The organism is Paenibacillus sp. FSL R7-0312 (genome assembly GCF_038004445.1).
Taxonomy (GTDB): domain Bacteria; phylum Bacillota; class Bacilli; order Paenibacillales; family Paenibacillaceae; genus Paenibacillus_AQ.
In genome coordinates, this window is the sequence record NZ_JBBORE010000001.1 from 1,406,337 (window position 1) to 1,428,455 (window position 22,119).

Sequence of the window (22,119 nt, forward strand, 5' to 3'; positions counted from 1 at the left end):
GTAAAATGCAATTAGGGAATAAAATATAAATATGAAGTAGGAAGATGAAATTTAAATTCATTTCTGTAATCCAAAGGAGTCTTACTTATGAAGCTGCTCCATCATCCGGACCGCAAGGACATTCAGCTCGCTTCCGTGCTCTATGCACTTAGTGATCCGGTCCGTTTATATGTAGTGTCGGAAATTCGCAAACATGGCGCCCAGGCCTGCAATAGCTTCAAGGTGCCGATTGCCAAGTCCACCCTGACTCATCATGCCCGGACGCTTCGCGAAGCGGGTGTTGTCTACACGCAGGCGCAGGGCACGCAGCGTATTCTGTCGCTGCGGACAGAGGATCTGGACGAGCGTTTTCCGGGGCTTCTGGATTCGGTGTTGAATGCTTATGAGATGTCTGAGCCGGGTGAGGGGTTCGGGGAGCCGGGGGAAGAGACAGAATAGCTACCATAAGGTAATTGCCGATTGAGTATAATAATAATTCATATACCCTATGCTTAACTGCCACTCCAGCGCCCTGGGGTGGTTTTTCTTTCCCATATATATGTATAGGAATCACAAGCGTTACCATTGACAAAATTGTGTCAAGTAAAGTAATATTTTAATTTATAATGATAATCATTCTCGATTAGAAAAGAGGCTTCAACACTATGTTTGCATCTAGAGGCAAGAGGTTGCTGCAAGGCCTGCTCGTATTATTGGCTATTTCTATGGTGGCAGCAGGCTGTTCAACGAATAATACGGGAAATTCATCGGACGCTGCAGGAGAGCAGAACGCCAAGACTATCACGATGGCGTGGCCCCGGGATATTGGACCGATGAATCCGCATTTGTATAATCCGTCTCAGCTGCTAGCCCAATCTATGATCTATGAGCCGCTAGTCAGTTATAAGGACGGGAAGATTGTCCCCACTCTGGCCGAGTCCTGGACGCTATCGCCTGAGGGCAAGGTATACACATTCAAGATCCGCAGTAACGTCAAATTCTCTGACGGCACGGCTTTTACCGCACAGCTTGTGAAGAGGAATATGGATGCAGTCCTGAATAATATGAAGATGCACACTTGGCTGGGGGTGATCCCGCTGATTGAGAAGACAGAAGCGCTTGATGATACTACGTTCCAGCTTACGCTGAAGGAGCCGTATTATCCGGCTTTGTATGATCTTGCGGTTGTACGGCCTGTACGTTTTCTTGGAGAGGCGGGCTTCCCTGAGGATGGCGATACGTCCAAGGGAGTGGCAAGTCCCATTGGAACCGGACCCTGGGTGCTTAGCACTTATAAGAAGGATGAATCTGCAACATTCACGCCGAATCCCTATTATTGGGGAGAGAAGCCCAAGGTAGATAAGGTGGTTGTGAAGGTTATTCCTGATGCGGAAACCCGTGTGCTGTCTTTCGAAAAAGGTGATCTAGACCTGATCTACGGCGAAGGATTGATTAGCTATGACGCATACAAACAGCTTGAGAGTGCCGGGAAGTACGTCACTAAGCTGTCTGATCCGATCGCAACCCGTAATCTGGTGCTGAATACCATGAACGGGAAACTGGCCGATCTTAAGGTTCGCCAAGCGCTTAGCATGGGCTTTGACAAGGAAGCGATGGTAGAAGGGGTAACGCTGGGACTGGAGGAAAAGGCAGACTATATCCTGCCTCCCAATCTGCCTTACGCCAATATTAAAGTGAGCCCTGTTAAGTATGATGTGGAGCAAGCGAACTCGCTTCTGGACGAGGCGGGCTGGAAGCTGGCTTCTGGTACAAACGTCCGGGAGAAGGATGGGGAGCCGCTTGAGCTGGAGCTAATCTATGACAAGGCGGATCTGACCCAGAAAGCAATGGCGGAGACCTTGCAGGCCGAATGGTCGGCAATAGGCGTTAACCTAAAGATCACGGGTGTAGAGCTGACCGTCTATATCCAGCGTAGAAAAGCCAATGAATTCGATATGAATTTCTACTCTACCTTCGGTGCGCCGTATGACCCGCATTCCTTCATGACAGCCGTTGTGCAGCAAGGCTTCGGGGTCTCAGATACACTGGCTGCCCTGCCGATGAAGGCCGAGATTGACAAGAAGATCAAGGAAGGCATGGCTACTACAGATGACCAAGCCCGTACCGAGTTGTTCGGCTCTGTTCTCACTACGTTGCAGGAACAATCCTCGATCCTTCCGATCTCCTACATCAAGCAGATTGCAGTGTACCAGAAGGATGTGACTGATTTCAATTTCCCGTCCAACCGGGATGAGTATCCATTGTACGGAATGGATAAGAAGTAGCCGGCTTTCGGGAGGGTTCCAATGGGCGTTTATATAGGAAAAAGAGTTCTATCCATCATTCCCATCATTCTGTTCTCCTCGTTTCTGATGTTTGTGATGATCCGGGTAGGGCCTGTGGACCCGGCTGAGGCCTATCTGGCTGCAGCCCATATCCATCCGGATGATGAAGTGCTGGCAGCCAAAAGGCATGAATTCGGGTTAGATCAGCCGCTGCTGGCTCAATACGTCCAGTCTGTGACCCGGCTTCTCCGGCTGGACTTCGGCAACTCCTATATTTCCAATATGCCGGTGTGGGAGGAAGTTGCACAGAAGCTGCCCGCGACCATTCAGCTTGCATCGGCCAGCATTCTTCTGGCACTGGTTGTCAGCATCCCGCTTGGGGTGCTGTCGGCTATCTACAAAAACCGGCTGGTGGATCACGTTATCCGGGGGTTTGCTTATATCGGTGCCTGTGTTCCCGTGTTCTGGATTGGATATCTGCTGATGTTCTTCATATCGGTCAAGCTCGAATGGCTTCCTGTAGAAGGCAGAGGGTCCTTACAGCACCTGATTCTTCCTTCCATCACCCTCGCGCTCTGGCTCATTGCCATCTACGCGCGTCTGCTGCGGACCACGGTCCTGGAGGAGCTGAAGGAGGCTTATGTCCGTTATGCCCGGGCCAGAGGGATCAAGGAACGTGTAATTCTGTATAAGTACGTGCTGAGAATTGCCATAGCGCCGCTAATTACAGGACTGGGCATGAATTTGGGGAAATTGCTGACAGGAGCGATTATCGTGGAGCAGGTATTCTCCTGGCCGGGGTTCGGCCGTTACTTCATTGAAGCGATCGTGAATCGCGATATTCCGGTGATTCAATGCTATGTGATGCTGTCCGTCTGTGTGATCGTCACGAGCAATCTGGCAGCAGATCTGCTCCAGCTGTTCCTGGACCCCCGGATTGCGCGTAAAGGGAGGGCCAGCTAAGGATGAGGTACTTAAGCAGTGGGTTCAAAGGCAGGAGGGTGATCGTCATCTGCGGCAGCCTCCTGATGCTATTTGGTCTTGCCGGTCTACTGGCTCCCTGGATTTCACCACATGACCCGGTACGGGTGAATCTGGCGATGAAGCTCAGTCCACCCTCGTGGGAATACCTGCTGGGCACAGATCAGCTTGGCCGGGACAATCTGTCCAGGCTACTGTATGGAACCCGGATATCGCTGGGCTTCGCTTCCCTTATTTTTGCAGCTTCCTTGGGGGTAGGGCTATTCGTCGGCGTAGTCTCAGGGTATACCGGCGGGTGGCTGGACGCTGTGCTTATGCGGCTGTGTGAAGGAATCATGTCTTTTCCGAGTATGATATTGGTCTTCGGCCTTATCGGGATACTGGGTCCGGGCCTGTCTCAATTAGTAATCGCTCTGATGCTGGTCCAATGGGTGTATTACGCCCGGATGTTTCGTAATATGATAGTCAGCCTGAAGGAACGGAATTTCATTACGGCAGCGCGCATCAGCGGCTCCTCCTCATGGCAGATTATGAGACGGCACCTCATTCCCAACATTCTGCCTTCCATTGTGGTGATCGGTACCCTGGAGATGGGCTGGGCGATTATGGATATCTCCGCCATGTCCTTTCTTGGACTGGGAGTCCAGGCTCCTACACCGGAATGGGGGGCTATGCTGAACGAGGGGAAATCCTTCATCCGCAATCACCCGCAGCTGATGCTCTATCCGGGCCTGATGATTATCATGGTTGTAGCATCGTTTAATCTGCTTGGCGAAGCATTGTCTGAGCGGTATGGTGTAAAAAGAGGCTCCTAGAAAAAGGAATGAGCGAATCATGGAACAATCGGAATATGTGCTGCAGGTGAAGGGTCTGAAAGTATCTGTGGAGACAGCGGCGGGAATTCTGCCCCTTGTAGAGGATGTTCACTTTGATCTGAAGCCGGGGCATGTCCTTGGTCTTGTGGGAGGGAGCGGCAGCGGAAAAACTGTTACGTCGTTAGCACTCCTGCAGATGCTTGAACGGCAGACAAGCGTGATTGAAGGCAGTATCCGGTTACATAACCGTGAGCTGAACGGGCTTCCGGAGAAGGAGATGCGCGGGCTTCGCGGTAGCCAGCTGGCTCTGATCATGCAGAATCCGATGACGGCATTCTCTCCGGTGTACACTATTGGTGTGAGTATGATAGAAGCGATCCGTACGCACAGTAAGCTGGGTAAAAAAGAGGCCAGAGAAGAGGCGATCCGCTCCATGGCCGGTGTGAATCTGCCCGATCCTGCAGCGCTGCTGGGCAAGTATCCGTTTGAGCTGAGCGGGGGCATGCTCCAGCGGGTGATGCTGGCCTTAACGATGTGCTTGAAGCCGTCCGTGATCATTGCGGATGAGCCTACCACGGCGCTGGATGTGACGAATCAGCTCCAGGTGCTACGGCAGTTGGACCGGATGAGGCAGGAGCATGGAACCGCCATTCTGCTGATCTCCCATGACCTCGGCGTGATTGCGGAGCTGGCCGATGAGGTTGCTGTCATGCAGCAGGGGCGAATAGTGGAGCAGGCCGGGTGTTATGAGATATTTGACCATCCCCGGCATGAATATACCCGGGAGCTGCTCGCTGCGAGGCCCACGCTTCAGCTCAGCCCGCAGCCAGGTAGCCGCCTATGATCGGAATAGAGGCGGAATACATGCTTGAGGTCAAGGCTGTTACCCATACTTATACATCCCGCCTGTGGAGACGTTCCGAAGTGACAGACCCTGTGCTGTCCCGCGTGTCGCTTCATATTGAAGAGGGAACATGCCTGGGACTGCTGGGATCGAGCGGAGCGGGCAAAAGCACACTGGGCCGGGTCATTCTCGGACTGGAAAAACCCCGGGAGGGAGAAGTGCGGTTCCAGGGACAGGATCTGTATAAGCTGGACCCCAAGATGCGCAGGGCGATCCGCCGGGACCTCCAGGTGGTATTCCAGGATTGTTATTCTGCGCTGAACCCCCGGATGACAGCGGAGCAGATCATTGGCGAGCCATTGCACAATTATGAGACCTTAACGGTCCAGGAGCAGAAGCGGGCGGTCGGAGAGCTGCTGGAGTGTGTCGGACTCAGCGCTGCAGACATGAAGAAGCAGCCCTTCCAGTTCAGTGGAGGGCAGCTGCAGCGGATCAATATCGCCAGGGCGATTGCTCTGAAGCCTAAGCTAATCGTGCTGGATGAGGCGGTAAGCAGTCTGGATATGATTAATAGGGCGAATATTTTGCGGCTGCTGGATGACCTTCGGGCTACGTTTGGCTTGTCGTATCTGTTTATTACCCACGATATTAGAGCAGCCTATATGATCTCAGACGCACTGGCTGTCATGGAGAAGGGCGAGATTGTGGAATATAACGCAAGCAAAGAGCAATTCCTGCGGTCATCCCATCCCGCCGTTCGAGGCTTGCTAGATTCTATGCTTGCAGATCACCCGCGTAACCGGCACAGGAATCTGCCCGTAGACTCCGTAACCTAACGATAGTAATCCGGTGAGCAATGAGGGGACTACAGTGTCTCCTCATTGCTCACCGTTTTGGTGTGGAATAAGCTCCTTATACGACCCGTTCGCCTCCTTCAGCACCTCCGCTCCGCCCGCAGACATGAACTCCTCCACGAATTCCCCGAATTCCTCCAGCGGGCGTTCCCCGGTAATGAAGGCAATGTAGGCCTGGTCTCTTAGCTTGATAAGCCCGGCACTGTTCCTGATAAGAGAAGGGGTGGCCACTTCAAGGGCATTATAGATGCCGTCGTGATCCAGTCCCAAGGTAGACGCCCACTGATCCCTGCGGTCTGAAGGAATGGCAGGCAGGGTCATGCCGATATTGGCACCGATGGTATTCTGATAGCTGAACATCCGGTTATACGGGGGCAGCAGGATGATGTCCTTCTTGCCCGCTCCCGCCCAGGCCCAATGGGTTCCCTGAAGGCCGTATTGCATGGCAGTCGCTTCATCCGGATCCGGATTAGCGCTGACGTAGTCCAGCATCTGCAGAAGGGTCTCCAGCTTGCCGGGCTCTTGGACAGCTTCCGCGCCAATGGCGGTGAAGCTCATCAGCATATCGTAGGCTTTGGAGCCGCGTTTGCCGTCAGGACCGCTAACAGGCCGGCCGAATACGATCTTAGCCTGCGGATTCTTGGCAGTTAACTCCTTCACGTTAAACGTGGCTTCTGCCGGAACCAGCCTGGCTGTCTTCTGGTCATCCAGGCTCCAGTCTAAATAATCCCCATCCTGAACCCAGTGATAATAATTACCCATGGAGGTCATGCCGATCCGCCCTTTGATGAAGGCATGAGACAGATGCTTATAGCCTCCGCTGTTCTCCCCGGTGATGAACTCCGGATCAATGACCCCGTCGCGGTACCATTTGCGAAGATAGTACAGAGCCTTCTTCATGTCCGGCTCCAGGGCGCCAATGACCAGATCCTGACCCTTCCGGCTGAAGTAGAGCTGATCTGTAAAGACCATCTGCCCGAACGCGCCGAAGACGACATTCATTCCTTCCAGCGATAACCCGTAGGTGTCCCGAATGCCGTTGCCGTCCGGGTCCTGGTTCGCAAAGGCATAGATGACCTTCTCGAAATCGGCCAGGGTCTCTGGCACCGTAAGGCTGAGCTTATCCAGCCAATCCTGGCGGTAGACTACGGGGACCCGATAGATATTGGTAGGGTTGATGACCGGAATTCCATAATAGGACCCGTTAATACGGCCATAATCCTGGTATGCGGGTGCATACTCACGGATGGCCTTAAGAATATTGGGGGCGTAGGTGTTCAGCAGGTCTTCGGGGATTGCGGCGAGCAGGCCCTGCTGCTGATATTTCAGCAGATCCTGAGTCTGCCGGACCCGGAACAAGTCGGGAATGTGGCCTTGAACCAGCTTCAGATCGAGCAGCGACTCATAGTTATTGTTCGCCAGATTCCAGAAATCCAGATCTACATTGAACTTCTGCTCCAGAATCCGGACCATCACCGCATCCTCAGCGACAGGAAGATTCTGGTGCATGGTCCAGGAGATCTTGAACTTCGGGACGTCAGCAGCAGCCTCCTGTGGTCCGGGCTCTTGCAGGTGTGAAGCAGGGGGCTGTCCGTCGCAGCCGCTGATCAGTCCCCAGAGAAGCAAGAGTGCAGGTGAGATAATGAAGGCGGTATAACGCCGGAGTCTGCTTGCAATCATAAGTCACCTCCTTAACTTAAACTAATCTCTGCCTGCGGCGGCTGTAATGTATTCACGGTGCGCAAGTAATTCCCCGGCGTACAGCCGTAGATTTCCTTGAACCGCTTGATAAAGTAAGCTGTAGTTCCATAGCCGACGCTAGTGGCAACCTGTTCGATAGACATGTTGTTGTTCTCAATCAGCAGCTTGGCCTGTTCCATCCGCCTGCCGGTGATATAGTCGGTGTAGGTGATTCCCAGCTCTTCCTTAAACAGCTTGCTTAGATACTTAGGGCTGATAAAGACCTTGGAAGCTACGACATCCAGGGACAGATCTTCAGGCAGATGCTTCCCGATATATTCCTTGGCCGCTTCAATAGCCGACAACGCGCGGTCACTGTTCCGCTTCTCCGTATCGGCAATGAAGGTGCTGATGGACGCGTCGAACCATTCCTGGAAATGCCGGATATCCGCAAGGGCAATATACTCGTTGTAGAGATCCAGATGCCCGTGAAGGGCAGGGGTATAGCGGACGCTTTTCAGAACATCGGAATACATGAAGACGGTATTTGCCAGAATGAAGTGGCAATAGTCCGCAGGGTAACTGCCTTCCCGCATAGCCGCTACCAATTGCTCAAGGGCTGCCAGGGCCTCCTCCAGCTGGCGGGTCTGCAATTTATCTTTGAACCTGGCAAGGACAGGTTGCGGAAGCTCCTCAAGACTATGGTCCTTCTCCAGAAGAGCCCGATCCTTCAAGACGGTTATCTCCGGCAAAAAGTAAGCATATTTCATTAATGTCTGTGCTTCGGTATAGCTGTGATGGAGACGGCGGATGTCATCCACCCAGCAGCCCCGGGAGAGCTGAATCCCGATCTGAAACTGTTTGCGGGTCTCCGTCACGATAAGTTCCGAGAGCTGATCAAGGAGAATCCCGGAGGCTTCGCGTGTACCGAGGATTACAATAAGCTGCTTGTCCGGAAGCTCTTCAGCGATAATCCGGCTTCCCGGCAGCCGAATCTCCTCAAGCCCTTCGATGATTCCGGTCATTGCCGTTTGCATCCCGCTTAGACTCATATGGGTATAAGCTCCCCGTGTATTCAAGAGCAGGCAGCAGTAACGGGTATGCTCCGGCGACAGTCCCAGGAATTCAGGATCTCCGGTCACCTTACCCTGAGGAGGGGTACCCTGAAGGAGATTCATGATGATATTCTGCCGGATATGCGGACTGCTGGCCAGCAGGGTGTCCTCCAGACTGCTGACTTTATCGTTCAACCGGGTGAAGGCAGAGTCAATCAGGTTAAATTCGTTAATCGCCGGACCGGGCGCAGAACCGGAGAGATCCTTAATCGTCCGGAGCAGCCGTTTGACCGGGCTGTAATTTATTTTGGCCAGGATTCCAGACAAACCGATTCCCACCAAGAGGGCGAACAGGCAAAGGGACAGGATGAGCCGCTGGACAACCCCCCATTTCTCATAAAAGAGGTCCGCCGGGGAAGCGTTGAAGAGCTTCCAGCCGGTTGATGGCAGATCCTGATAGGAAATAACGTAAGCGCTGCCGCTGATCTCCTGGCTTAAGCTCCCGGATGTCTCTGGAGAGGCTAACGCATTAGCAATGCTGGCAGCATAGGTGCCTGCCTGGTCCACCGCATCCTGATGAGAGCCGGCAAGAATCCTTCCGGATTGCGTGGCAATAAAGCTGGTCTGGTCCCGGGCAGGCATCATATTCAGCAGGATATCACGTACCGCACTCTCCTTCAGGTCAATGGCGATCAGCAGCTCACTGTCGGCACCGGAGGAACGAAAAGGATAGCTATGCGCATAGGTAATCAACGGGCTCCCGCTGCCGCCGGGAATGCTGGACACAATATCTTCCGGGACGAAGCGGGCCTCTGTCCACAGGTTGTTACGGGGATTACGCTTCATTCCATTTACCCAATCACTCCAGTAGGCAGACCCGGCTCCTTGATCAGCATTGAATTTCAGCCCGTATAGCGAGGAGAGCAGGATGTGCTCCCGTGGGGCATACAGATGTACAGCTTGGATCAAGTCCGAATTACTCGCCACTTGCGCGCTCAGCATATCCTGGAGACTGCTCACTTTGCTGAGGTTCGATGGAAGAGAAGCATCGGGTAACAGACCGAGCGCTGCCTGCTGGTTCAGTGAGATCTCCAGATAGATCTGCTGAACCCGCTCAAGTACGGAGGTTTCTATGGTTCTGGCTGTATTCTCAAGGATAAGCTGGTTGCGGCTCTGGAGCTCTTCCTTATAATGGTTCGAGAAATAAAGATAGAAGGCAGAGCAGAGCAAGAAGACAATGATTAGCACAACAGAGATGTATGAAGCGGCTAAGGCGGCAAAGGCAGAGTTCCATTTTCGCAAGATGTATTCCCCTCCCAGGCGGATTATACACTAGCCCCTAACAGGTCTGTTCGGGATTCATGTTAAATCAATGTTAAATGGCCGGAAATGGTCGAATTGTTCCCAAAATCATAGAATTGCGAAATTGTCTTATTGAGCGGCGGCGGAGGCTAGTGCTATATTGAGTCCGATTCAGGCAATCAATATAACAAGATAGGGGCTGACACATTGAACTTGAAGTCGAAAAGAAAGCTGTTGTCTGTTACGGCAGGTCTGGTACTCCTCACGAATTCGATCGTGGTACATCCTGCAGAGGCGGCCACCGGTAATTCAACAACCGGGCTGCCGGCTGCTCCGGCATGGGGGCATTTCGTAGATACCTATAAGAATAACACACCTGTGAATATGGCGGTGTATTCCAACCCCTCGATCGGTGTACTCTCCGGCTTCCTGGACCTCTGGACACCAGGCACCTCCTGGGATAACGGGAAGATGAAGAACAGCAGTGTGCTGGATTACAACATTCAATATGTAGCTGATCTGGCAAAGACCCGAACTCCGGCAGAGGAGCAGGCGGCTTATTACGATGACCGGAGAGGCCAGACCTATGGAGCGGTTGACGGTCTTGGTTCGTTGTCTGAGGTCTACCGCGCTATGTCAGGGACTTACACCACCATTACCAGCATCCCGGATGATGCCACGTCCGTGAAATACAATGACGGCAATGATAGCAACAAGGGCGGCGATTCCGATTCCAAATTGGGCAAAATGGTTGACCTGATCGGGATCATCCGCGGCAATTATGCTTCAACGAGCCAGGCCAAGAATTTCTACAGCTACAAGCGTCCGTTCCGCTGGAAGGATACTTCCATCATCGTGCCAACACTGGTGCCAGCGATGAGCAATACCCCTGCCAAGGACGGCGGCTTCCCGAGCGGTCATACCAATGCTTCCTATCTGGCCGCCTTGTCACTCGCTTACGCGGTGCCGGAGCGATTCCAGGAGCTGATGACCCGGGCCTCGGAGATGGGGAACAACCGGATTGTGGCCGGGATGCACTCTCCCTTGGATGTAATGGGGGGACGAGTAACAGCAATGGCCTTTGCCGCGGGAGCTCTGACGGACCCGGATAATGCGGCGCTGAAGCAGGAGGCTTACACTCAGGCCCATGAAGTGCTGCTTACACAGACCGGTACAGCAGAAGACCGGTTCACGGATTATGCGAAGAATAAGGCACAATTCACCCAGCGGTTGACCTACGGCTTCCCGCAGATTCACTCCACGACTGAGCCTGCCGTTGCCCCCAAGGGAGCGGAAGTCTTGCTGGAGACCCGACTGCCTTACCTGAGTGCAGATCAGCGTAGAGCAGTTCTCGTAACAACGGCTCTCCCATCTGGATATCCGGTGCTGGATGATCCGGAAGGCTGGGGTCGGCTGAACCTGTTCGCGGCGGCTGACGGGTACGGTGCATTCGCTGAGCATGTAACGGTAACCATGGACGCTGCTGAAGGAGGCTTCCATGCGGCAGACCGCTGGCGGAATGATATCTCCGGGACGGGCGGACTGACCAAGGAGGGTACAGGCACGCTTAAGCTGGCGGGGAGTAACACGTATTCCGGCGGTACAGAGGTGAAGGCAGGTATCCTGGAAGGAGACTCGGCGACAGCCTTCGGCAAAGGGAATGTGACGAATATCGGCGGTTCTGTAGTGGAGAACGTCTACGGTGCAATGGTAATCGGCGGCAGCTTCACCCAGGCCTCCGAAGGTACGCTTGTACTGGGCCTTACCGGAGCAGACGATGTCCTTGAGGTTAAGGGCGCGGTGAAGGCTGACGGGAAGCTGAAGGTAAACTTGATGAACAGCTACGTTCCAGGCAGCGGCCTGATTCCGCTCATTACGCATGGTGAGAGCCAGCGCAGCGGGCAGTTTACTTCTGTGCAGGTTGAAGGACTGCTGAGCAAATATACCGCTCAAGTCGTCTACCTGAGCAATCAGATTGCGCTTAGTATTACAGATACGACAAGCGGCGGGAACCCGAGTTCCGGTGGTGGAACTGGCGGCGGCAATCCGGGCGGAACGCCGGGGACTCCGGCTGGAAGTACCGGAACGGTACCAGGGAACACCGGCACAACTACAGGCAACGGCAGCAATGCCCCTGCCGAACCGGAGAAACAGCCTCAGGGCGGAACCAATCCGTTCCAATCCGGAGTTGTCAGCCGGGAGACTGTATATAAGACCGTTAGTGATGCTATTGCTGCAACGAAGGATAAGAGTATTCTCTTCAAGGACACTACAGACCATTGGGGCAGCCGTACCATCGCGGCAGCCGTGAAGCTGCAGATCATCGACGGCTATGCCGACGGCTCCTTCCGTCCGAATGCACCGGTCACAAGAGCCGAATTCACGGCGATGATCGCCCGCTCCTTCGGTCTGGGCACGACTCCGACTGCGTCAAAATTCCGTGATACTGCTTCAAATTGGGCGGCTGGATATATCAGCGCTTTGGCGGACAAAGGAATCGTAACCGGCTATGCCGACGGCAGCTTCAAACCGGGTGCGACTATCACCCGTGCCGAGATGGTAACGATTATTGGCCGTGTGCTGGATCTGGGTGTGCTTCAGACCGGTACACCGGCCAGCTTCAAGGATGTCAGCAGCAGTTACTGGGCGGCTGACGCTATCCGCCAGGCGGCTTCGGCTAATCTGGTGCAGGGCATATCCGCATCAGCGTTCGCTCCGCGGAATCCTGCTACACGTGCAGAAGCCGTGGCTGTGATTATCCGCGCGCTGGAGAGCGACAGCTCGATCCAGGCGTTGATAGAAGGGTTGTAGGTAGCTGTGTAAGAAGCATAATACACAAGCTGCCGCATCAGAGGGCCATCCGTTAAGGATGGTCCTCCTTGACGTTCATCAAGCTATGGCAGTGAACAGGAGCAAAGTGAAATTTGAATGTTTTGGAGAGGCATATGATAAAATACAGGGGATAGAGAGCAAAATCCTAAATGAAGCGGAAGCAGATAGATGGAGGATATATGTTAATTCAACTGATTGGCGTAGGCAAATTGAAGGAGAAGTATCTGAGTCTTGGCATCGCGGAATATGCCAAACGGCTAACGCCCTACCTCAAGTTTCAGATGATTGAGGTGGCGGATGAGAAGGCACCTGACCACCTCAGTGAGGCAGAGGTGGTTCAGGTGAAGGTGCGCGAGGGGGAGCGTATCCTCGCGCAGATCAAGAGCGAGGCGCATGTCATTGCGCTCGCGATTGACGGCAAGCTCTGGAGCTCGGAAGAGCTTGCCGCCGAGATCGACCGGCTCGGCACCTACGGGACGAGCCATGTCGTCTTCGTCATCGGAGGCAGCCACGGGCTCTCCGATGAGGTGATGCGCCGCGCCCAGCAGCGCATGAGCTTCGGCCGCATGACGCTGCCCCACCAGCTCATGCGGCTGGTGCTGGTGGAGCAGATTTACCGGGCGGTGAAGATCAATCGCGGGGAACCGTATCATAAGTAGCAGCAAGTTTTATGGTGGGTAACTGCCTAAAAGGCGTGGAAAAAGAATAGCATGGCGAGGGTTTACACTAAGTAACTTTCTCTGAAAAATCCTGCTACAGAGGCGATATGCTGTGATTTGAGGGCATAGAGCTGGACGGGACTTACTCCTATTTGGCATCAGATGACGATAGTGTACAATGGAATCGTTGTTTGATAGCCGTTTTTTGTCCTCTCTTTAGTCTAACTTTTGAGAGGGTAAAGTGTCCAACGTTATGCGGTTTGAAATACAAATGGCCGGTCGTATAATTTTTCCATTACAGGGAAAGATAAAACCGCAGGATTTTGATTCCTTTTATGAAGGAGAAGACTATGGTTGAAAAATACGACCCTCAAATGAAAAATCATCAAATGTCCACATGGCTTGATGAATTAAAACAGAAATTAAACCATATGGATGATGCCGAAATTGTTGAGCACAGAATGGGTCCCAGTGCCTCAGTCCATCTTTTATACATAAAAACGTTAATCGATCCAGAACGTTTAAACGAGACGATTATTCAGCCACTTCATCGTTCTGCCGGCAATTCGCTTTCTTCATGCATAACCAATGCCAAAGTTTCGGAAGTTCTATCGATCGAAGATGCTGAGCAAAAAATAATGCAAGGATTTATTCTTCTAAACGATTCAGTCAACGATCAGTGGTTAGGCGTCCAACTGGAAAACCCTCTTGGTCGGGCAGTTGAACCTTCCCAAACGGAAACGGTTATATATGGAGCGAAAGACAGCTTCAGTGAACAAATCGATAAAAACATTACAATGTTGCGCAGACGTTTGCCTATAACTACATTAAAAACGGAAAGCTTTACTATCGGTTCACTGAGTAAAACGAAAGTTGTGTTACTGTACATAGACGGATTAACTAATCCAGAATTTGTTTCCCTTGCAAGAAAGAAAATTGAAAGTGTGGATTTCGATCAATTTTTAGACTCCTCTCAGCTTGCAGCTTTTATTGAAGATCATAACCATACGGTCTTTCCGCAGTTTCTACAAACGGATCGGCCGGATGCCTGTGCCTACGCCTTAGGTGAGGGAAAGCTGACGCTATTGGTTTCCAATTCACCGTTTGCTTTAATTGCTCCCATTACTTTTTTCCATCTACTCCAATCTCCGGAAGACTACTTCCTTCGTTGGCCGGTAGCCAGTTTCTTACGTTTAATCCGGTACGGAAGTTTTATTGTTTCTTTGACGATGATTCCTTTTTATGTTGCGTTAACGACATTTCATTACCAAATGGTTCCGCTACCGCTTCTTTACGTATTATTGGAATCGAGAGGCAAATTGCCCTTTACTCCGTTTGCGGAAGGATTTTTCATGATCGTAACGCTGGAAATCATCAAAGAAGCAAGTTTGCGAATGCCGACCAAAACCAGTCAAACTTTAGGGGTTATCGGTGGTATCGTCATTGGACAAGCTGCTGTAGAAGCAGGCTTTGCAAGTAAAGTATTGATAGTGTTGATGGGTATATCCGCTATTGCTTTCTTTTTAGTTCCCAATTATCAAGTTACAAAATCCATGGTGCTGATGCAAATTCTTCTTCTTATCCTTGCATCGTTTCTTGGGTTGCCGGGAATCGTGATCGGGCTAATCGGGATTCTTGCACATCTCCATGCATTAACATCATTAGGTCAACCTTATTTAGCACCGATTGCTCCTTTTTATGGAAAGGATTGGAATGACCTCTTTATCCGCGGCCCTTTAATTTGGATGAAAACGCGTCCGAAATATCTAAAACCACTACGGAAATGGCGACAGGAGATGAAGAAGTGAAGAGTTTATCCTTATATAATCGAACTTCCACCCTTGGCGGTATCTATTTCCTTCTCTTAGTGAATCGCATGCAAATGCATTATTTTATTTTAATCATGCCGGTTTATTTGGTTCATTCGTATATGGTTTGGGGAATTGTCGTGATGGGGCTACTGTCCCAGCTTAATTTGATGATGATGTCCAAATGGTTTACTTCAAGTTATGCAGCGAAAGGCTATCAAGGATTTTTACAGCTTTTCGGGAAACGGCCGGTTCAAGTTTTCGCAATACTTGGATTTTTAATAATATTGTTAAAAATTTCAATCATCACACTGGGATACATTGAAATGCTTCATAATTTTATTTTTCCATCTATGGATACAAGGTGGCTGATCCTATTTATTCTTTTGATCAGCTTATATGTGGCTTCACATGGAATGGAGAATACATTGCGTTTTGTCGTCATCGCCTTTCTTTGCGGGGCTTGGATCTCAGTCCTGTTTATTCCTTTTTTCTTCCAACCGGATGCCAATTACCGCGATTTGTATCCTCTCATACCCACCGAATGGTCAGGACAATCATGGCAAGGTTTGTTGTTTATTTGGTCGGCATTTTCCGGTCCGGTATATTTGGTTTTTATGGTTCCATGGTTAAGCTCCAATAAAAAAATATCGAAATACCTGGTTATTGGAAATATGATGTCGATCATGGAATATGTATTATTGTTCGTTGCTTCGGTATTGTTTTACGGATCACACTACTTACGCAAGATCGATTTTCCGATAGGATATATGGGAAGCTACATTCAAACGAGCGGTTTAGAACGAATCGATTACATCCTTATCTCTTTCCATATGTTTAATTATGTGTTTGACATTTCAATTCTTCTGTTGTGTTTTTATGGAGCCGGAAGAATCTTTATGAGAAAAATGAAAGAACGCACAACTCGGATTGGTTTATTGTCGAGCTGGTTCGTCATTTTGATAAGCATCATCTTAATGGATCAATGGTTATGGCAAACGGTTCCGGGTCAAAAGATGTTACTGAACCTTCAAATCTGGACCGGCTCATGCATTTATTTACTTATTCCTGCGATCCTTTTCATTGCAGTTAGACGAAAGGAGAGTATGTAGGGATGGTACCATACAAGCACTATGGTTTATTGGCGGTTGTAAGCCTTATGTGGATGGCCGGCTGTTCTTCCCCATATGTCGAGAACAATAAGATCGAAGAGATTGCTCCGGTAGTTTTCTGGTCGGTTGACAAGGGGACGGAAGGAAAGTTGAGAATCAGCACTTTAGTACCACCGCTCATCCAAGAAAAAAAACGTCTGCTCTCCAAGGAAGTCGATCTGTTAAAGCAGGGAGACCAGAAGTTTAATTTAATTTATTATCGGGAATTAAAGCAGGGGCAGCTGCGAATGTTATTAATTAATGAGGAGCTGGCAAAAAAAGGAGGCATTGAAAAGCTGATCAATACCATACTGGTTGATCCCGATATTTCAATGCGTGTCTATTTGTTGATTGTCAGAGGCGATTTTGATGAATACATAAAAAATCAATTGACGGTGCAAGACAACCAGGATTATTTCCTTTATCGGATGTTAAAGCATTACGAGGAGCATAATCAAGGTGAAATGAGCATCGTCAATATTCATAAATTCATGAAGAAGGTATATTCTCCTTTTAAAGATCCGGTCCTGCCGGTTTTTCATTCGGATAAGGACAATTTCAATTACGTAGGAACAGGCATCTTCCAAAATGATAAAGAAGTAATGGTCATTCAAGACGTGGACGATAATATTTTTCAACTTCTGGATAACAATCATTTCCTAAAAGTCTTGGCCATTCCAAAGTTATCTATCAGTTTAGGACGTATTCGATCCAATGTTCGCATGAAACTATCGAGCGACTATTCATCCTTGTCCTTACATGTGGGATTGAAAGGAAGAATTGAGGAATACCAGGGAGAATTGAATATTCAAAGTGAGGAACAATTGGAACAATTAATTCATGAAATTGAGGTCTACCTTGAGGAACAAACGTCAGATTTATTAAAACGAATGCAACGTTGGAAAGTGGATCCCTTAGAGGTCGGAACCCATTCGCTTAAGCCGTTTTCTAAAGAAATAACGGATGAGCAATGGTTGAAACATTGGGAAAATATGAAAATTAATGTTGACTACGACATCAAAGTACATCCTTTGATTAATGGAGTGGTTGATGTGTTTCAAAACAAGTAAATCGTTACGAGCCGCTTAAGAGCGCATGATAAGATGGGCATGCCAGTATATCGACGCTAATCGGTGAGGGATATCAAATCATTACACTGTAAAACAGATGAACGATCAGGATCCCAGATACCCTATCGGGGAACGAAAAAAGACAATACACGACTCGCCATTCGAGTTTTGAGCTGTCTTTCTTTTTGTTATTCAAAAAATAATTTCCGGGAAACGCATGTACTACTTCTTTTCGGCAGTACATCCCGTAATCCGATTACTATTGGAAGAAGGTAATCATAGTTAGCCCGCGTCACATCCTCCATGCGCTGGGTCACAGCATCATACTGCTCCAACGGGATAAACTCAAGGATAGCTATGGTGATGCAGCTCCATGTTACGGAGAACGTATCACAAGTAACTACAAATTTTTTTGATTTATGGGTCACAAGGAGGAAAAAATGACTGAATTATTAGCTCCAGCAGGAAGTATGGAAGCTTTAAAAGCTGCAATATCTAATGGTTGTGATGCAATATACTTAGGAATGCAAAAATTTGGTGCACGTGCATACTCCTCTAATTTTGATTTAGAAACGTTAAAAGAGGCTGTTACGTATGCGCACCTGAGGAATGTTAAAATCTATGTTGCCATGAATACCATCGTTTTTGAAAACGAAGTTGATGAGATGAAAGAACAGATAAACGAATTAAATAAAATCGGTGTGGATGGCATTATCGTCCAGGACCTGACTGCTTTCGATTATATCGTTAAAAACTTTGTTGATATGGAAGCACATTGTTCCACTCAAATGGGAATCGACGATGTAGACGGAACTTTATTATTTAAAGAACTTGGTGCGAAAAGAGTTGTTCTGTCCCGTGAGGTCAAGATTGAAAAAGTAAAAGAGATCAAAAGAATAGCTGAAATCCCTTTAGAAATTTTTGTTCACGGTGCTTTATGTGTATCTTATTCGGGAAATTGTCTAATGTCAGGATTGCTCGGCAATCGATGCGCAAATCGCGGAAGATGTGTGGGTTCATGCCGTAAGGAGTATGAACTAATCGATAAGACAACAGATACATCTTTAGGGAAAAGCTATATTCTATCTACTAAGGACTTAAACACCATCGATTATATCCATGATTTAAAAGAAATCGATTCTTTAAAAATAGAAGGCCGAATGAAGGCGCCTACGTATGTGGCTAATGTGGTATCCAAATATCGCAAGGCCTTAGATCATAAAATAACCGAAGAAGACAAGGAAAATCTGAAAAAAACATTCAATAGAACATTTACTAAAGGGTATTTGTTTCACGAAGACAGGAGAAATATTACAAACATCTTAAAACCGAATAACTTTGGTTATGAAATTGGAACAATCAGCGGGATTGTTAAAGACATGTATGAAATAACACTTACACGTCCTTTAAATCAGAACGATACCATTCGAATCAGTCACAACAATGAAGATGTTAATCTAACGGTTGCCAAACTGTACGATAAAGAGGGCGAATTAATCAACAAAGCAGAGGATGTCTGCTATATCAAAATCAAAGAAAAGATGTCTAAGGGAGATTTAGTATATAAAACGAAGGATTATTTCTATAATAAAGAATTAGAAGCATCACTGGATAAAGAATTTAAGCGGTTTAACCTCGATATTAGCGTACAAGCATGTCCAGATTCAAAGCTTGTCATAGATGCGAAGGGCCTAGGCTTTCATTATTCCTATGAAAGCGAGGAAATACTGGGCGAAGCCATTAATAATCCAACAACAAAAGACCAGGTCATCAAGCAATTTTCAAGATTAAATGATACGATATTCGAACTTAATCATGTCGAGTATGAGGAATGCAATGCATTTATTCCAGCTAAGCTGTTGAATGCAGCAAGAAGAGATATTGTACTGGGCCTATATGACTTAAAGCTTAACAGCCAGCAGAAAAGAACCAGGGCTTTGGAAGCAAAAGAAAAAATAAGCTTTGCTCCTGTAAAGCCATACCTTACGGCCTCTGTAACGACTAAGGAACAGTACGAGGCTTGCGTGAGCTGTGGAATTAAGGAAATCTATTACGAAAATGTGGTTAGAAGAAATCAGAATGATTATAAGGAACAAGAAGGACAGCTACTAATTGGAGGATATGGGGGGATTAATCACTATAGAGAAACAAACCCGTTTGTTACGGACTATTCTCTAAATGTTATTAATGCCACTAGTTGCTATGAATTATATAAATTAGGTGCAAAACGAGTCACTTTATCTTATGAATTGAATAAGGGCCAAATTGAAGAATTAATGAATGCCTATGTTGAAGAAAATGACGGCTATCCTGCGCTGGAAATGATTGTATATGGCAGGGCCCCTTTGATGTTTACAAAATATTGTCCGATGAAAAAAATGAATCAATGCAAAATTTGCAGAACGAAGAGCTATGAGTTAAAAGATGAGCACGGAACGTTCCCTATCATTTCCCATAATGATTGTACAACGACTCTCCTTAATGGGAAGACGCTTAATCTGTTGGATGAGCTACCGAACATCAAAGGAATCGAGGCGCTCAGATTAAACTTCACAGTTGAATCACAAGAGCAGGTTGTGGAAGTCATTCATATGGCGTCAGGTAAGTTAAATGGCTCAATGAATAATGCTGTCTTTAATCAGGAAACAGACACAAGAGGACATTTTAATAAAGAGATTGTGTAGGCAGCCAAAGGGATGGTTCTGGCGATAGGATGGCGGGAGCGAATCCAACAGCGGCAGCGGTCAGATTATGGCGTACATAAATGCCCGGACGGCAGACTCTGCGATTGGGGTATTCCGCGTATTGCTGACCAGTATATCGCTGTCTTTCTTGCTAATCGTTCAGCTTAACATAAAAGAACAAGAAAGAGCCGCCCAGTACTGGGCGGCTCTAAAACTTGCCGCTTCAACTTTTTATTCTTTTAGTTTAATCTTTTTTCATTTAAATTTGTATAACAGAGTTGACTTCATGTATGGTTTGGTATACATTATGTTTAGTATACTTTACTAAAGGCGGTGTCATACATGACTTATCAAGAAAAGAAGAGCATCGTATCGCTAATCAGTACCATACTCATTTTTACAGTGTATTTGCTGTACAGATACCCGCAGTATCCCAATGAAGTGTTGGATTCAAAAGTAACCTTCCATTACTGGGGTTCCTTCATTCTTGTATTGACCTTGGTTTCCATCGCGGCACATATCGTGATCAGCATTGTTTTTAACATCATCTTCCGTATGACTACGGGTGAGAAGGAACCTACATTCGCGGACGAACTGGATAAGCGCATCGACTTGTTAGCCTTCCGAAATTCATTTGCTATGTTTGTCAGTGGCTTCCTTCTGGCTATGGGCTCATTGGTTATAGACCAGCCTTTGAAGGTGATGTTCATTGTCCTAATCGTCGCTGGATTTCTTTCAGACGTAACAGGTTCAATATCGAGACTGTATTACTACAGGAGAGGAGTCTAAGATGGGTAAAGTTCCTGTTGGCAATTACATCAGAAAATTACGATTCAATCTTAATGAAATGACCCAGCAGCAGCTGGCCGACAAGGTAGGTGTAACCAGACAAACGATCGTAGCTCTTGAAAAAGGAAATTATTCTCCTTCACTGGAGTTGGCCTTTCGTATTGCTCACGCCTTTAACTTGCCGCTTGAAGAGGTATTCTTTTACGGGGAAAACTCATAGGAGCCATGGGGGAAATAGATAGGGGGTAAAGGATGAGAGCAATGGTATATGCCAAATACGGATCGCCTGATGTGCTTCATCTGAAGGAGCTAGAGAAACCTACACCGAAGGATAATGAAGTCCTTGTTAGAATATATGCGGCAACGGTAACAGCGGGGGACTGGCGTATGCGAAAGGCCGACCCATTCCTTGCAAGATTATACAATGGTCTCTTAAGGCCCAAAAAGGTAACGATATTGGGGTTTGAGTTAGCCGGGGAAATTGAAGCCGCAGGCAAAGATGTAACACGATTTAAGATCGGTGATCAAATATTTGCGTCTTGTGGTCTGGGCTTCGGTGCATATGCCGAGTACAAATGTCTGCCTGAAGATGGATTGGTGGTCATGAAACCGGTCAATGTGAGCTATGAGGAGGCTGCCGCTGTTCCCATCGGGGGGATAACCGCGTTGAACTTTCTAAGGAAGGGGAATATCGCGAGCGGAAATAAGGTTCTTATTTATGGAGCCTCTGGAAGTGTGGGGACTTATGCGGTGCAGCTTGCCAAATATTACGGGGCAGATGTAACAGGGGTATGCAGTACTGCTAATCTTGAAATGGTAAGATCTATAGGAGCCGACCGGGTCATAGATTATACGAAACAGGATTTCATGGCGCTTGAAGAAAGCTATGATTTAATCTTTGATGCCGTTGGGAAAACGGTATCGAACATCAAAAAATCAACATTCAAAAAAGCACTGCATACGAACGGGAAATATGTGAGTGTCCATATGTCACAAAAGCCTCGAGTTGAAGATCTCATCTTCCTGCAAGAGCAACTTGAAGCCGGTAACATTAAGCCAGTTATCGATAGATCCTATTCGCTGGAACAAATTCCTGATGCCCATCGTTATGTCGAACAAAAACATAAGAAGGGGAATGTCGTTATTACTGTAAGTGAAACTTGCCGTTAGTGACAGCGCGGTGACGCTTATCATAAGTAGGGGCAAGATTCTGTTGCGCAGCATACTGTTTCGAGGGGCAGCAATGAATAAAACAGACCGTTTATCGGGATATTCAGGCGATTAAGCGGTTTAGAGATAGATATTGAGGAAAAGCTTATCTACAGAGATAT

17 protein-coding genes are annotated in these 22,119 nt (G+C 48.3%); 15 read left to right on the plus strand and 2 right to left on the minus strand.

Translation table 11 applies throughout. The features are described from left to right. Positions 1-87 precede the first annotated feature (87 nt). The 6 genes from MKX70_RS06030 to nikE all read left to right on the plus strand — a co-directional run bounded on the left by MKX70_RS06030 (position 88) and on the right by nikE (position 5,740). A complete protein-coding gene (locus MKX70_RS06030) occupies positions 88-438 on the plus strand; it encodes an ArsR/SmtB family transcription factor (protein ID WP_042241165.1) in 351 nt (116 codons plus the stop codon). A 206-nt stretch (positions 439-644) separates the two neighbouring features. Continuing rightward, positions 645-2,264 carry a nickel ABC transporter substrate-binding protein gene (nikA, locus tag MKX70_RS06035; protein ID WP_340781510.1) on the plus strand — a complete coding sequence of 540 codons (1,620 nt, stop codon included), beginning with the start codon at positions 645-647 and terminating at the stop codon, positions 2,262-2,264. Between the two features lie 21 nt (positions 2,265-2,285). Further along, entirely contained in the window at positions 2,286-3,227 is a 942-nt protein-coding gene (gene nikB / locus MKX70_RS06040; RefSeq protein WP_340781513.1) for a nickel ABC transporter permease, read from the plus strand. A 2-nt stretch (positions 3,228-3,229) separates the two neighbouring features. Continuing rightward, the gene (gene nikC, locus MKX70_RS06045) at positions 3,230-4,060 is read left to right on the plus strand and encodes a nickel ABC transporter permease subunit NikC (RefSeq protein WP_340781515.1); all 831 of its coding nucleotides are present in this window, start codon (positions 3,230-3,232) and stop codon (positions 4,058-4,060) included. Between the two features lie 19 nt (positions 4,061-4,079). After that, positions 4,080-4,904 (plus strand): ABC transporter ATP-binding protein, encoded by an 825-nt coding sequence (locus MKX70_RS06050; RefSeq protein ID WP_197073019.1) that lies wholly within the window; start codon positions 4,080-4,082, stop codon positions 4,902-4,904. A gap of 20 nt (positions 4,905-4,924) precedes the next feature. Then, positions 4,925-5,740, plus strand: a complete 816-nt coding sequence (gene nikE / locus MKX70_RS06055) for a nickel import ATP-binding protein NikE (protein ID WP_042243849.1) — start codon at positions 4,925-4,927, stop codon at positions 5,738-5,740. A gap of 42 nt (positions 5,741-5,782) precedes the next feature. Here the strand turns inward: nikE and MKX70_RS06060 are convergent, their stop codons facing one another. Both MKX70_RS06060 and MKX70_RS06065 read right to left on the minus strand, forming a co-directional pair. Beyond that, positions 5,783-7,438, minus strand: a complete 1,656-nt coding sequence (locus tag MKX70_RS06060; protein WP_340839676.1) for an ABC transporter substrate-binding protein — start codon at positions 7,436-7,438, stop codon at positions 5,783-5,785. An 11-nt stretch (positions 7,439-7,449) separates the two neighbouring features. Further along, a complete protein-coding gene (locus tag MKX70_RS06065; protein WP_340839677.1) occupies positions 7,450-9,795 on the minus strand; it encodes an AraC family transcriptional regulator in 2,346 nt (781 codons plus the stop codon). A 207-nt stretch (positions 9,796-10,002) separates the two neighbouring features. Between MKX70_RS06065 and MKX70_RS06070 the strand changes: the two genes are divergently transcribed. The 9 genes from MKX70_RS06070 to MKX70_RS06110 all read left to right on the plus strand — a co-directional run bounded on the left by MKX70_RS06070 (position 10,003) and on the right by MKX70_RS06110 (position 21,958). Next, positions 10,003-12,606: an S-layer homology domain-containing protein gene (locus MKX70_RS06070; RefSeq protein ID WP_340839678.1), complete on the plus strand. Its 2,604-nt coding sequence runs from the start codon at positions 10,003-10,005 to the stop codon at positions 12,604-12,606. Between the two features lie 200 nt (positions 12,607-12,806). Further along, a complete protein-coding gene (rlmH, locus tag MKX70_RS06075) occupies positions 12,807-13,286 on the plus strand; it encodes a 23S rRNA (pseudouridine(1915)-N(3))-methyltransferase RlmH (protein ID WP_042243843.1) in 480 nt (159 codons plus the stop codon). A 350-nt stretch (positions 13,287-13,636) separates the two neighbouring features. Continuing rightward, a complete protein-coding gene (locus MKX70_RS06080; protein WP_081956752.1) occupies positions 13,637-15,094 on the plus strand; it encodes a spore germination protein in 1,458 nt (485 codons plus the stop codon). Next, positions 15,091-16,206 carry a GerAB/ArcD/ProY family transporter gene (locus tag MKX70_RS06085; protein WP_042241143.1) on the plus strand — a complete coding sequence of 372 codons (1,116 nt, stop codon included), beginning with the start codon at positions 15,091-15,093 and terminating at the stop codon, positions 16,204-16,206. The genes MKX70_RS06080 and MKX70_RS06085 overlap by 4 nt, the downstream gene beginning before the upstream one ends. Positions 16,207-16,208: 2 nt before the next feature. Continuing rightward, on the plus strand, positions 16,209-17,315 hold the full coding sequence (locus tag MKX70_RS06090) for a Ger(x)C family spore germination protein (protein ID WP_042241140.1): 1,107 nt from the start codon (positions 16,209-16,211) through the stop codon (positions 17,313-17,315). A gap of 440 nt (positions 17,316-17,755) precedes the next feature. Beyond that, the gene (locus MKX70_RS06095) at positions 17,756-19,999 is read left to right on the plus strand and encodes a U32 family peptidase (protein WP_340839679.1); all 2,244 of its coding nucleotides are present in this window, start codon (positions 17,756-17,758) and stop codon (positions 19,997-19,999) included. Positions 20,000-20,341: 342 nt separating this feature from the next. Then, positions 20,342-20,788 carry a hypothetical protein gene (locus tag MKX70_RS06100; RefSeq protein WP_340839680.1) on the plus strand — a complete coding sequence of 149 codons (447 nt, stop codon included), beginning with the start codon at positions 20,342-20,344 and terminating at the stop codon, positions 20,786-20,788. Position 20,789: 1 nt separating this feature from the next. Next, entirely contained in the window at positions 20,790-21,008 is a 219-nt protein-coding gene (locus tag MKX70_RS06105; protein ID WP_042241132.1) for a helix-turn-helix transcriptional regulator, read from the plus strand. 32 nt (positions 21,009-21,040) lie between these two features. Beyond that, on the plus strand, positions 21,041-21,958 hold the full coding sequence (locus tag MKX70_RS06110) for an NAD(P)-dependent alcohol dehydrogenase (protein ID WP_340839681.1): 918 nt from the start codon (positions 21,041-21,043) through the stop codon (positions 21,956-21,958). The last annotated feature ends 161 nt before the right edge of the window (positions 21,959-22,119 follow it).